The organism is Pseudomonas lurida, assembly GCF_002563895.1.
GTDB lineage: Bacteria > Pseudomonadota > Gammaproteobacteria > Pseudomonadales > Pseudomonadaceae > Aquipseudomonas > Aquipseudomonas lurida.
This window is the reverse complement of record NZ_PDJB01000001.1, coordinates 778279-791475: the sequence shown is the minus strand read 5'-3', so window position 1 is coordinate 791475 and position 13197 is coordinate 778279. Positions and strand designations below refer to the sequence as shown.

At 61.1% G+C, this 13197-nt stretch carries 13 protein-coding genes; 9 read left to right on the top strand and 4 right to left on the bottom strand.

The annotated features are described in order from the left end of the window. Window positions 1-22: 22 nt before the first annotated feature. Window positions 23-1372, bottom strand: coding sequence for an omega-aminotransferase AptA (gene aptA / locus ATH90_RS03465; RefSeq protein WP_098465708.1), 1350 nt, complete (start codon window positions 1370-1372; stop codon window positions 23-25). Between the two features lie 125 nt (window positions 1373-1497). Between aptA and ATH90_RS03460 the strand changes: the two genes are divergently transcribed. From ATH90_RS03460 to ATH90_RS03435, 6 genes are all read left to right on the top strand, one after another. Further along, window positions 1498-2418: a LysR family transcriptional regulator gene (locus ATH90_RS03460; protein WP_034103149.1), complete on the top strand. Its 921-nt coding sequence runs from the start codon at window positions 1498-1500 to the stop codon at window positions 2416-2418. Window positions 2419-2506: 88 nt separating this feature from the next. Further along, a complete protein-coding gene (locus ATH90_RS03455) occupies window positions 2507-3901 on the top strand; it encodes a uracil-xanthine permease family protein (protein ID WP_034103151.1) in 1395 nt (464 codons plus the stop codon). Between the two features lie 87 nt (window positions 3902-3988). Then, complete coding sequence (locus ATH90_RS03450) at window positions 3989-4648, top strand: TetR/AcrR family transcriptional regulator (protein WP_034103153.1); 660 nt, start codon at window positions 3989-3991, stop codon at window positions 4646-4648. A 12-nt stretch (window positions 4649-4660) separates the two neighbouring features. After that, window positions 4661-5242: an IMPACT family protein gene (locus tag ATH90_RS03445; protein ID WP_034103155.1), complete on the top strand. Its 582-nt coding sequence runs from the start codon at window positions 4661-4663 to the stop codon at window positions 5240-5242. Window positions 5243-5292: 50 nt separating this feature from the next. Continuing rightward, window positions 5293-5979: an SDR family oxidoreductase gene (locus ATH90_RS03440; protein WP_098465707.1), complete on the top strand. Its 687-nt coding sequence runs from the start codon at window positions 5293-5295 to the stop codon at window positions 5977-5979. A gap of 182 nt (window positions 5980-6161) precedes the next feature. Next, window positions 6162-7520, top strand: coding sequence for an 8-oxoguanine deaminase (locus ATH90_RS03435; protein ID WP_034103160.1), 1359 nt, complete (start codon window positions 6162-6164; stop codon window positions 7518-7520). 74 nt (window positions 7521-7594) lie between these two features. On the opposite strand, the gene ATH90_RS03430 is transcribed toward ATH90_RS03435, so the two are convergent. Then, on the bottom strand, window positions 7595-8686 hold the full coding sequence (locus ATH90_RS03430) for a calcium:cation antiporter (protein WP_034103162.1): 1092 nt from the start codon (window positions 8684-8686) through the stop codon (window positions 7595-7597). Window positions 8687-8880: 194 nt separating this feature from the next. On the opposite strand from ATH90_RS03430, the gene ATH90_RS03425 reads away from it, so the two are divergent. Further along, window positions 8881-9834, top strand: a complete 954-nt coding sequence (locus ATH90_RS03425; protein ID WP_027607950.1) for an adenosine deaminase — start codon at window positions 8881-8883, stop codon at window positions 9832-9834. Between the two features lie 137 nt (window positions 9835-9971). On the opposite strand, the gene ATH90_RS03420 is transcribed toward ATH90_RS03425, so the two are convergent. Together ATH90_RS03420 and ATH90_RS03415 are read right to left on the bottom strand one after the other, a co-directional pair. Continuing rightward, the gene (locus tag ATH90_RS03420; RefSeq protein ID WP_098465706.1) at window positions 9972-10679 is read right to left on the bottom strand and encodes an ArsR/SmtB family transcription factor; all 708 of its coding nucleotides are present in this window, start codon (window positions 10677-10679) and stop codon (window positions 9972-9974) included. A gap of 136 nt (window positions 10680-10815) precedes the next feature. Then, the gene (locus ATH90_RS03415; RefSeq protein ID WP_034103168.1) at window positions 10816-11742 is read right to left on the bottom strand and encodes a LysR family transcriptional regulator; all 927 of its coding nucleotides are present in this window, start codon (window positions 11740-11742) and stop codon (window positions 10816-10818) included. Window positions 11743-11860: 118 nt separating this feature from the next. Here ATH90_RS03415 and ATH90_RS03410 point away from each other — a divergent pair, with 118 nt between their 5' ends. Continuing rightward, window positions 11861-12154, top strand: coding sequence for a putative quinol monooxygenase (locus tag ATH90_RS03410; RefSeq protein ID WP_032887109.1), 294 nt, complete (start codon window positions 11861-11863; stop codon window positions 12152-12154). 23 nt (window positions 12155-12177) lie between these two features. Beyond that, window positions 12178-13191 carry a zinc-binding alcohol dehydrogenase family protein gene (locus ATH90_RS03405; protein WP_034103172.1) on the top strand — a complete coding sequence of 338 codons (1014 nt, stop codon included), beginning with the start codon at window positions 12178-12180 and terminating at the stop codon, window positions 13189-13191. Window positions 13192-13197: the final 6 nt, after the last annotated feature.

Here is a 13197-nt window from a genome sequence, read left to right as displayed (position 1 = left end):
TTGTTCTATATAGAAGGAGAAATCAGTCGATCTTGTTCAGCACTTCGCCGACCGCATCGAACAGGCGATCCAGGTCCTGCGGCTTGCTGTTGAAGGTTGGCCCGAACTGCAGGGTGTCGCCGCCAAAGCGCACGTAGAAACCGGCTTTCCACAAAGCCATGCCAGCCTCGAACGGACGCACGATGGCATCACCGTCACGCGGGGCGATCTGGATCGCACCGGCCAGGCCGTAGTTGCGGATGTCGATCACGTTCTTGCTGCCCTTCAGACCATGCAGCGCATTCTCAAAGTGCGGGGCGACTTCAGCAACGCTCTGCACCAGGTTTTCCTTTTGCAACAGGTCCAATGCCGCCAGGCCAGCCGCGCAGGCAACCGGGTGCGCCGAGTAGGTGTAGCCGTGGGGGAATTCCACCGCGTACTCCGGCGTCGCCTGGTTCATGAAGGTTTGATAGATCTCGCTGCTGGCAATCACCGCGCCCATCGGAATCGCGCCGTTGGTGACTTGCTTGGCGATGCACATCAGGTCCGGGGTCACGCCGAAGCTGTCGGCACCGAACATCGAGCCGGTACGGCCGAACCCGGTGATGACTTCGTCGAACACCAGCAGGATGTTGTGTTGGTCGCAGATCTCACGCAGGCGCTTGAGGTAACCCTGAGGCGGCACCAGCACGCCAGCGGAGCCGGCCATTGGTTCGACAAACACCGCCGCGATGTTCGACGCATCGTGCAATTCGATCAACTTGAGCAATTCGTCTGCCAACGCGATACCGCCCTGCTCCGGCATGCCACGGGAGAAGGCATTGCTTGCCAGCAAGGTGTGCGGCAGATGGTCAACGTCCATCAGGCCCTGACCAAACAGCTTACGGTTACCGTTGACACCCCCCAGGCTGGTGCCGGCGATGTTCACGCCGTGATAACCACGGGCACGGCCGATCATCTTGGTCTTGGTGGCCTGGCCTTTGAGGCGCCAGTACGCACGCACCATTTTCACCGCGGTATCGGCACACTCGGAGCCGGAGTCAGTGAAGAACACATGGTTCAGGTTGCCTGGGGTCAGGTCGGTGATCTTTTCCGCCAGTCGGAAGGACAGTGGATGGCCGTATTGAAAGCCCGGGGAGTAGTCCAGCGTGCCCAGTTGCTTGGCAACCGCCTCCTGGATTTCCTTGCGCGTGTGCCCGGCGCCGCACGTCCATAGGCCCGACAACGAGTCATACACCTTGCGGCCCTTGTCATCGGTCAACCAGCTACCTTCGGCAGCCACGATCAGGCGTGGGTCACGCTGAAAGTTTCGGTTGGCGGTGTATGGCATCCAGTGCGCGTCCAGCTTCAATTGGCTGGCCAGGGACGATGGGGCGTTTTCGGGCATGTTCATCAGCAAAACCTCGCAAGGCAAAAGGCAGCGTCGGGATTGAAAAGCGTTGTTGCAGCTAAATTGCCACGGCGATAAAGTCGGTGAAATCCAACTCTTCTAACCTTCAGTCAGGCCTTCACTAAACTATGAGCAGCCGTCGACCCGATCCCCTGGCCCAAGTCAGCGACTTCGATATCCGCCTGCTGCGCATCTTTCGCAGCGTGGTGGAGTGCGGCGGCTTTTCGGCGGCAGAAACCGTACTGGGCATCGGGCGCTCGGCGATCAGCCAGCAAATGAGCGATCTCGAACAACGGCTCGGACTCAGACTGTGCCAGCGCGGCCGCGCCGGTTTTTCCCTGACTGAAGAGGGCCGCGAGGTCTACCAGTCGGTCCTGCAACTCCTCAGTGCGTTGGAAAGCTTTCGCACCGAGGTCAACGGCCTGCACCAGCATCTGCGCGGCGAGCTGATCATTGGCCTCACCGACAACCTCGTCACCCTGCCCCACATGCGCATCACCCACGCGCTCGCGCAATTGAAGGAGCGCGGCCCGGATGTGCAGATCCAGATCCGCATGATCGCGCCCAACGAGGTTGAACAGGGCGTACTCGACGGCCGTCTGCATGTCGGTGTGGTGCCCCAGGCCAGCGCGCTGTCGGGGTTGGAATACCAGCCGCTGTACAGCGAGCGTTCATTGCTCTACTGCGCAGTGGGCCACCCGTTGTTCTACGCCGAAGACAAACAGCTGGACGATGCACGCATCGATGCCCAGGACGCCATTGCCCCCACATTCCGCCTACCCGCCGATATCCAGGCCCATTACCAGCCGCTCAACTGCACTGCCAGCGCCTCCGACCGCGAAGGCATGGCGTTCCTGATTCTCACCGGCCGCTACATCGGCTACCTGCCCGATCACTATGCCAGCCTGTGGGTACAGCAAGGCCGGCTGCGTGCGCTGAAACCGGCTACACGGTTTTACGATTTAAGCCTCGCATCGGTCACGCGCAAGGGCCGTCGCCCCCATTTGGTGCTGGAAAGTTTCCTCGAAAGCCTGGCCGCGACGCGCTAAACCGGGCCTCGCGCAAAAAGCTGAGCAACTGGACAGCTTTTTGCAAGCACGCAAGGACCTAGAACCGTCCGACTCGAGTTTGCCCGCCATGCCACCAGAATCCTCCAGCCCCAGCGACCTGATCTACGGCCTCAACGACCGCCCGAAACCTGCACCGGCCTTCCTGGCTGCATTGCAACACGTGCTGGCCGCCTTCGTCGGCATCATCACCCCGCCGCTGATCATCGGTTCCACCTTGGGACTCACCGCGCACTTGCCGTACCTGATCAGCATGGCGCTGATGGTTTCCGGCGTGGGTACGTTCATCCAGGCGCGCAGGCCATTTGGCATCGGCGCCGGGATGATCTGCCTGCAAGGCACCAGCTTCGCGTTTCTCGGCGCGGTGCTGTCGGCGGGTTTTCTGGTAAAGCAACGTGGCGGTAGCCCGGAAGACATCATGGCGATGATCTTTGGCGTGTGCTTCTTCGGCGCAGCGGTACAGATCGTGCTGAGCCGGTTCATCGGTCAACTGCGCCGGGTCATCACGCCTTTGGTTACCGGAATTGTCATCACCCTGATCGGCATCAGCTTGATCAAGGTCGGCATCACTGACCTGGGAGGCGGTTTCAACGCGCCTGACTTCGGTGCGCCCATCAACCTGGCGCTGGGCCTGTTCGTGGTGCTGACGATCATTTTGCTCAACCGCTCCAACACGCCCTGGGTGCGCCTCTCGGCAATCATCATCGGCCTTGCCCTCGGCAGCCTGGCCGCCTGGTTCAGCGGTAAGCTCGTGCCCCAAGCCTTGCCTGAGTTGCCGCTGGTCAGCCTGCCGATACCTTTCCGCTTCGGTTTCAACTTCGACTGGAGCGCTTTCCTGCCGATCGCGCTGATTTATCTGATCAGTAGTATCGAAACCGTCGGCGACCTCACCGCCAACTGCATGATCGCCCGCCAACCCATCAGCGGCCCTTCCTATATAAGCCGACTCAAGGGCGGCGTACTCGGCGATGGTGTGAGCTGCATGATCGCTGCCACCTTCAGCGCCTTCCCCAACACCACCTTCGCGCAGAACAATGGCGTGATCCAACTCACCGGCGTGGCCAGTCGCTACGTAGGCCTCTACATCGGCGTCGTGCTGTTTTGTCTCGGTCTGTTTCCGTTGATTGGTGCGGTGCTGCAGCAAATCCCCAAGCCGGTATTGGGCGGCGCGACCCTGGTGATGTTCGGCAGTGTGGCCGCCGCCGGCGTACGCATTCTCGCCCAGGCACCGCTGGACCGTCGCAGCATGTTGATCATCGCCACCTCGTTCGGCGTGGGCCTGGGTATCGCCGCCCAGCCGAACCTGCTGCATCTGATGCCGGCGCTGGTGCAGAACCTGTTTGACTCGGCCATCACCAGCGGCGGGCTGACGGCGATCGTGTTGTGCCTGCTGCTGCCGGAAAGCAAGGTAGCCACGGCTGCCGCAAACACAGTGCCGGAAAGCGACAGCCTGGAACCGCTTTGACGGTTTTATTGCATCAGGACTTGTCTGAGGCTTGAGGGTGGGTTATCTGTGCACACGTCGTCTCTATCGATCAGCACGGAAACCTCCATGAGCCTCGAAGTTCCTGCCCACAGCAACCAAGCCGGTAAACCCGCCAGCCGCATTCGGCAAAAGAACGAACAAGCGATTCTCCAGGCTGCTGAAGATGAGTTCGCGCGCCATGGCTTCAAAGGCACCAGCATGAACACCATTGCTGCCAGTGCCGGCCTACCGAAGGCCAACCTGCATTACTACTTCACCAACAAGCTGGGCCTGTATATCGCGGTGCTCAGCAACATCCTCGAACTGTGGGACAGCACCTTCAACGCGCTCACTGCAGAGGATGACCCGGCCGTGGCCCTCACGCGCTACATCCGTACCAAGATGGAGTTTTCACGGCGCCACCCCCAGGCTTCACGGATCTTCGCCATGGAGATCATCAGCGGCGGCGAATGCCTTACCGAATATTTCAGCCAGGACTATCGCGCCTGGTTCAGTGGCCGCGCTGCCGTGTTCCAAGCCTGGATCGACGCCGGCAAGATGGACCCGATAGACCCCGTGCACTTGATCTTCCTGCTGTGGGGCAGCACCCAGCACTACGCCGACTTTGCCACCCAGATCTGCCGCGTCACGGGTCGCACCAAGCTGACCAAGCAAGACATGGAAGACGCCGGCACCAACTTGATCCACATCATTCTCAAGGGCTGTGGCATCAAGCCCGCCTATTAAACGAAGCGACTTATGCCTTTCACGCTTACCGGCCTTTGCGAGTTTCGCGAAGAAATACGCAAAAGCCGCTTTATCACCCTCGCCGCCCCCATCACTAGCCCGCAAGACGCCCAGGCGTTTTTCGAGCAACACAGCGACCTGAACGCCACGCACAATTGCTGGGCCTGGAAACTTGCCGACCAATACCGCAGCAATGACGACGGCGAACCCGGTGGCACCGCCGGGCGGCCGATCCTCGCCGCCATCGAGGCGCAGGGGTTTGATCAGGTCGCGGTGCTGGTGATTCGCTGGTACGGCGGCATCCAGCTGGGAACCGGCGGCCTCGCCCGGGCCTACGGTGGCGGCGCGAATAAATGCCTGCAAAGTGCCGAACGCATCGAACTGATCAGCCGCGTCCCGTTGAGTTGCGCCTGTGGGTTCGCCGAGCTGAACCTGGTGAAACTTCGCGTCGCTGAACTGGGTGGGCTGGTGGTCGAAGAAACCTTCACCGCCAACGGTGTCGAGTTGCAACTCGCAGTGGGCGAAGCGCATATCGATACCCTGCAAACCCAACTCGCCGACCTCAGCCGTGGACGTATCCTGCTACAACGCTGAAACTGCTAATGTTGAACTCCCTGAACAGCGACGCTTAAAAGGAAGCCTTCATGTCTACGCCAAAAACCGCATTGATCATCGGTGCCTCGCGCGGCCTGGGCCTTGGCCTGGTCAAGCAACTGCTTCAGGACGGTTGGGACGTGACCGCCACCGTGCGTGATCCGAGCAAGGCCGATGCCCTGAAAGCAGTCGGCCCGGTACAGATCGAGAAACTCGACATGGACGATCAGCAAGCCGTGATCGCCCTGAGCCAGCGGCTCAAGGCGCGCACCTTCGACCTGCTGTTCGTCAATGCGGGCGTCAAGGGCCCCGCCAATCAGGAGCCGGGGCACGCCACCCTGGCAGAGGTCGGCCAACTGTTCTTCACCAACGCCGTTGCGCCGATCAACCTGGCCCAGCGTTTTGTCGGGCAGATCCGCAAGGACACTGGCGTACTCGCCTTCATGAGTTCGGTACTGGGTAGCGTGACCATCCCCGACGGCTCCGACCTGGCGCTGTACAAAGCCAGCAAGGCCGCACTCAACTCCATGACCAACAGTTTTATCAACCAACTGGGTGATCACACGTTGACGGTACTGTCACTGCATCCGGGCTGGGTGAAGACTGACATGGGCGGCGAAAACGCGCACATCGACGTCGACACCAGCGTGCGCGGCCTGGTTGACCAGGTGAATGCCTACACCGGCAAAGGCGGTCATCATTTCATCGACTACAAAGGCGACACCATCGCCTGGTAAGGGCAAGGCCCTGTGGGAGCGGGCTTGCCCGCGATGTTCTCAAGAGCACCTCGCTCCTGCAAATAGACCCGAGCACCGACTAGCAGTAGACTGTGCCCTCGCCCTCACCGGCGACCCTGGATCAGCAGACAGGGCAACACTGAGCTGGCAAACCTGAACCCATCATTCAGAGGAGCCGGCCAATGCCTGCGACCCGTATCTGGTTAAAAAACCCCCTCGCGATTTTCACTGCCAACGACCTCGACGCCCGTGGCGGCCTGGTGCTGCACGACGGAGTGATCAGCGAAGTGCTGGCCCTGGGACAAGCACCCACACAGCCCTGCGCCCAAGTGTTCGATGCGCGCGAGCATGTGGTCCTACCCGGGCTGATCAATACCCACCATCATTTCTATCAGACCCTGACACGCGCTTGGGCACCGGTGGTCAACCAGCCGTTGTTTCCCTGGCTGAAAACCCTGTACCCGGTATGGGCGCGGCTGACGCCGGAAAAACTCGCGCTGGCATCGAAGGTGGCCCTCGCGGAGTTGCTGCTCTCGGGTTGTACCACAGCGGCAGACCACCACTACCTGTTCCCCGACGGCCTGGAAAACGCCATTGATGTGCAAGTCGCCAGCGTGCGCGAATTGGGCATGCGCGCCATGCTCACTCGCGGCTCCATGAGCCTGGGCGAAGCCGACGGTGGGCTGCCGCCACAACAGACCGTGCAGCAAGGCCAAGTCATTCTCGACGACAGCCAGCGCCTGATCCGCGAATACCACGAGCGTGGTGACGGCGCGCAGATCCAGATTGCCCTGGCACCCTGCTCGCCGTTTTCCGTCACTCCGCACATCATGGAGGCCAGCGCCGAACTGGCTAACCGCCTGGACGTGCGCCTGCACACGCACCTGGCGGAAACCCTCGACGAGGAAGATTTCTGCCTGCAGCGTTTCGGACTGCGCACCGTGGATTACCTCGACAGCGTCGGCTGGCTCGGCCCGCGTACCTGGCTGGCTCATGGCATTCACTTCAACCCGGATGAAATCGCGCGCCTGGGCGCCGCCGGCACCGGCATCTGTCATTGCCCAAGCTCGAACATGCGCCTGGCGTCCGGCATCTGCCCGACCCTGGACCTGCTCGCAGCGGGCGCGCCTATCGGCCTGGGTGTGGACGGTTCCGCCTCCAACGATGCATCGAATATGATCCTTGAGACCCGCCAGGCCCTGTATATCCAGCGCCTGCGCTATGGTGCGCAAAAAATCACGCCCGAAGGCGTGCTGGGCTGGGCTACCAAAGGCTCGGCGCAGTTGCTCGGCCGCACGGACATCGGTGAACTGGCTGTCGGCAAACAGGCCGACCTGGCGCTGTTCAAGCTGGATGAACTGCGCTTCTCGGGCAGCCACGATCCGATCTCGGCGCTGCTGTTGTGCGGCGCGGACCGTGCGGATCGGGTGATGATCGGCGGCCAATGGCGGGTGATCGACGGCCAAGTGGAAGGCCTGGATCTGAAAGGCCTGATCGCCGATCACCGCCAGGCGGCGCGGGAACTGATCGCCGGGACCTAGGCCGAGTAGCGATCAAGAATGTGGGAGCGGGCAAACCCGCTCCCACATGGGCTCTGCGGTGCTGTTCAGGTCAGTTACAAACCCAGCAGCGACAGCATGATAAAGGTCGCGAACAATACGAAATGGGTCATGCCTTCGATGGCGTTGGTTTCGCCATCGTTAAGGTTGATCGCACTGACAATCAGCGTGATAAACACCATCACGGTCTGCACTGGCGTCATTGCCATCTGGAACGGCTGGCCGGTGTAGAGCGCCATGGCCTCCATCACCGGTACCGTCAGGATCACCGTCGACAGCGAAGCACCCAGCGCGATATTCACCACCGACTGCATGCGGTTCGCCAACGCCGCGCGCAACGCGGTGAGGATCTCCGGCGCTGCCGAAATGGCCGCGACCACAATCGCCGTGATCACCGGCGGTGCGCCTGTGCCTTCCAGGCCTAGGTCCAGAGTCTTGGACATCACCTCGGCCAGCGCGCCGATCACAATCACCCCGAACACCAGCGTACCGATGGAAAATGCCAGGTTGACCGATGGCGCCTGCTCTTCTTCGGGCTGCTTCTTGCGACGCTTTTCCGGGTAGCTGTAGCTGAAGAAGTAACTGTGTGGCCCTACCTGCATGCGCAGGAACAGGGTGTACAAGACCACCATCGCGCCAATGGTGAAGGCCGAGTAAATTTTCCAGTCAGCTTCGGGGATAAATTCCGGCACCACCATCGACACGCCCATGGCAGTGAGGATCATCACGCTGTAGGTTCGCGCCGAATCGTCGTTGTAGGACTGTTCTCCATGCTTGATGCCGCCCATCAGCGCTGCCAGGCCGAGAATCCCGTTGATGTCGAGCATCACCGCCGAGTAGATGGTATCGCGCACCAGGGTGGGCGACGGCTCATTGCTCATCATGATCGCCAGGATCACCACTTCCACCAGCACGGCGGCGAGGGTGAGGATCATGGTGCCGTAGGGGTCGCCGACTTTTTCCGCGAGTTGCTCGGCATGATGGGCCACGCGCATCGACGCCACCACGATAAAGCCAATGAGCACCACGCCCGACAGCAACGCCACCGCTTGCCCGCTATGGAGCATCCAGTGCTCCAATGGATAGGCGGCGACGGCGGCAATCAGCGCCAGCAACATGAATTTTTCTTGCTTGAGGGATGTGAGCATTCCGGGCCTTTTAATACGGCAAATCAGTCATTGATGGGGTACAGACTGCGCCAAGCCGCTAACGTTTCGTTACACCTTAGTTCACGCGGCCCTTGCGTGAATGAAAGCAAAACTCTCCTGCTGGTCAGGTTTTGCCGATTATTTCGGCGATGGCCTGTAGAATGCCGCCATTGCACCTGATGAGAATTTAGAAAATGTACGATTGGCTCAATGCCCTGCCAAAGGCTGAATTGCACCTGCACCTGGAAGGTTCGCTGGAGCCGGAGTTGTTGTTTGCCCTGGCCGAGCGCAACAAGATTGCGCTGCCGTGGAACGACGTCGAAACCCTGCGCAAGGCCTACGCCTTCAACAACCTGCAAGAGTTCCTCGACCTGTATTACAAGGGCGCTGACGTGCTGCGCACTTCCCAGGATTTCTACGACCTGACCTGGGCCTACCTGCTGCGCTGCAAAGCGCAAAACGTGATCCACACCGAACCGTTCTTCGATCCGCAAACCCACACCGACCGTGGCATACCGTTCGAGGTGGTGCTCAACGGCATCGCCGCTGCACTTAAAGATGGCGAGCAGCAGCTGGGGATCACCAGCGGTTTGATTCTCAGCTTCCTGCGCCACCTGAGCGAAGCCGAAGCAGAGAAAACCCTCGACCAGGCATTGCCGTTCAGGGACGCGTTCGTGGCCGTGGGCCTGGACAGTTCGGAAATGGGTCACCCGCCGAGCAAGTTCCAGCGCGTGTTCGACCGTGCGCGCCACGAAGGCTTCCTCACCGTGGCCCACGCCGGCGAAGAAGGCCCGCCGGAGTACATCTGGGAAGCCATCGACCTGCTGAAAATCCAGCGTATCGACCATGGCGTACGCGCCATCGAAGACGAGCGCCTGATGCAGCGCATCATCGACGAGCAGATCCCGCTGACCGTGTGCCCGCTGTCCAACACCAAGCTGTGCGTGTTTGATGACATGGCCCAGCACAACATCCTCGACATGCTCGAGCGCGGCGTTAAGGTCACGGTGAACTCCGATGACCCGGCGTACTTCGGCGGTTATGTCACCGAGAACTTCCACGCGCTGTACACCTCGCTGGGCATGACCCAGGACCAGGCCAAACGCCTGGCGCAAAACAGCCTGGATGCGCGACTGGTCAAACCGTAATACCCACGCAAGCCGGCTTGCCGGCGATGCAGCCCCCTCGGTGTTTCAGGATGACCGAGGTGATGCTATCGCCGGCAAGCCCGTTCCAGCACAGTCGACGCACAAAGCCTTCATCCCCATCCCGCCCGGCACCGCCATCACGCACCCGCCCCCGGTCTCACCGGCATGCCCAGTCGGGTGATTTCCAGCTGCCCGGGGGCTTTGACCTGCAACGCCTGGGAATCATTGATCACACTGATCCAGTTCGACTGCAAAAACAGTTGCAACAACCCTGCCCCTAAAGCACCGCCCAAGTGAGGTTGCTCCTGGCTCCAGTCGAAGCAGTTGCACACCAACGGCGACGCCAGCGCCTGAGTGAAAATACCCAAGCCCGCCAGGCGCTGCGCGCCCTTGAGTGTGACATCGGTACGCTGTTCATAGCGCTCGATCCAACCCGCCTCGAGCAAGTGTTGATACAGCTGCGCGCCCAGCTCGCCGCCTAGGTGCCCATGGCACAATCGGGCATGGCGCAACGACGGCGGTGCAACCAAGGGGGGCGGCAACGTATTCGGTGCATTGCGTGTGGCGCAGGCCACGGTGGTCTTGGCCATGGCATCGATCGCCGCGCTGACATCAGGCGCCGCCACACGAAACAAACGCTTGCCACGCCGGGCCTCCACGCGCAGCAACCCCCCTGCGGCCAGTCGCGCGAGGTGCGCGTTGGCGGATGTCGGCGACAACCCGGCGAGTGTCGCCAACTCCACCGGCGACTTGGCCGAGCCATCCATCAACGCCCACAGCATCGCAGTACGTTTGGGATCGGCGAGCAAGCTGGCGATTTGACTGATGCACAGTGCTGCTTCCATCTTTTCACTCCCTGTTGATTATTTTTCTGCTGAGGTTGGCGCCAAAGTATAGGGGCGCAAACTGCCGGTTCCATGGCGTCTGACAGTCCGGATAGGGACAGTAACTGAGTGAAATTTCCTGTTGTGATGGAGGCCGTTACGTCGTGCTCAATCGCTCCGGCAGCTGGGCAGTCAACGTCGCACAGCGGGACACGAGCATTTCCCGCAACAAGTTGATGGGTTTGCTCAGTTGTGCACGATGGGCACACAACAAATTGAGCGGCGTACGCTCGCCACGCAGCTCCGGCAGTATTAGACGCAAGCGCCCGGCCAGCACGTCGCAGCTGACATCGAGCCACGACTTGTAGGCAATCCCCACACCCGCCACTGCCCAGCGACGGACCACATCGGCATCGTCACTGAAGCGGTCACCGGTGACGGTCAGGCTGACTTCGCGCTTGCCGTCGCGGAAGGTCCAGTGGTCGTGGACCCGACTGCCGAGCATATACAGCAGGCAATTGTGCTGGGCCAGTTGCTCCAGATGCCGAGGCTCACCAAAACGCGCAAGGTAACGGGGGGACGCACACAGCACGCGGACGTTATCCGGCGCAACGGGGAGCGCGATAAGGCTGGAGTCCTCGGGCTCGCCGTAACGCAGGGCGATATCCACCGGTTGGCGGAACAGGTCGGCAATACGATCGCCCAATAACAGTCGCACCGTAAGTTGCGGGTACTCATGCTGGAACTCGTCCAGCCATGGCAGCAGTTGGTTGCGCCCGAAATCCGAAGGGGCTGACAGCTGCAGCACCCCGCTGACATGGTCTTGCCCGCTGGCCAATAAGCGTCGCCCTTCATCCAGCGAGCTCAAGGCAGCGCGGGCATATTCCAGGAAGCCTTCACCTTCGGCGGTCAAGCGCAGGCTGCGCGTGGAGCGTGCCAGCAAGCGCGTGCCCAATTGCTGCTCGATACGCTTGAGCGCCGCACTGGCCACGGCCGGCGACAGGTCCATGACCCGCGCCGCAGCAGACAGGCTGCCCAGGTCCGCCGCACGTACAAACAACTGCAAATCATCAAAACGCAGCATGCTTTCCCACTCATTATCAAAATTTCGTTGAAACAGACTGCTGTTTTAGCCGCTTTTATCTGCCCGGGAAATAGCCAATCATCTGTGCATCCCGTTCATCACGTGTCTGGAGTTGAATATGCCCACTGCCTTTAACGTCATCGCCACGCTGATCGCCAAGCCCGGCCAACAGGCCACTCTGGAAACCCTGCTACGCGGCCTGTTGGAACCCACGCGCCTGGAAGCCGGTTGCGAGCAGTACGACCTTCACCAGGACCTGCAACACCCCGAAACCTTCTACATGCTCGAACGCTGGAGCGACGACGCGGCGTTGGCCGACCACGACCAGAGCGCACATATCCAGAGCTTCCGCGCCAAGGCCGCTGATGTGCTCGAACATTTCGAACTCAAGCGCCTGAAATTTCTCGCCTGATCACCCGCCCTTTCGGAGCCCCTATGAAAGCCATTGCCTACTACGCCTCACTGCCGATCAACGATCCAAGCGCCCTGCAAGACATCGAACTACCAGCGCCCGTCGCCGGCCCCCGCGACCTACTGGTGGAAGTCAAAGCCATCTCGGTCAACCCGGTGGACACCAAGGTGCGCCAGAACGTCGCCCCGGAAAACGGCGCCGCCAAAGTGCTGGGCTGGGACGTGGCCGGTGTGGTCAAGGCGGTCGGCAGCGAAGTGACGCTGTTCAAGGCCGGTGACAAGGTGTTCTACGCTGGCTCCCTGGTGCGCCCGGGCGGCAACAGCGAACTGCACACCGTGGATGAGCGCATCGTCGGCCACATGCCCAAGAGCCTGGGCTTTGCCGAAGCCGCCGCGCTGCCGCTGACCGCCATTACCGCCTGGGAACTGCTGTTCGAACGCCTGCACGTGCGTGAGGGCAAGCAGGACGAAGGCCAGAGCCTTTTGATCGTTGGCGCCGCCGGTGGCGTGGGATCGATCCTGACCCAACTGGCCAGCCAGCTCACTGCCTTGAAAGTGATCGGCACGGCGTCGCGCCCGGAAACACAGGAATGGACCAAGGCCCTGGGTGCCGACCTGGTGATCGACCACAGCCAACCGCTGAGCGACGCGTTGAAAGCCGCTGGTCACCCGCAAGTGACCCACGTCGCCAGCCTGACCCAGACCGATCATCACCTGGACCAACTGGTGGAAGCGTTGCAACCACAAGGCAAGCTGGCATTGATCGACGACCCCAAGGCGCTGGACGTCAGCAAGCTCAAGCGCAAGAGCCTGTCGCTGCACTGGGAGTTCATGTACACACGCTCGATGTTCGAGACCCCGGACATGATCGAACAGCACAACCTGCTCAATCGCGTGGCTGAGCTGATCGACGCCGGCACCCTGAAAACCACTGTGGGCGAGCACTTCGGTGTGATCAACGCAGCCAACCTGCGCCGCGCCCATGCACTGCTGGAAAGCGGCAAGGCCAAGGGCAAGATCGTGCTCGAAGGGTTCTGAGAGGCG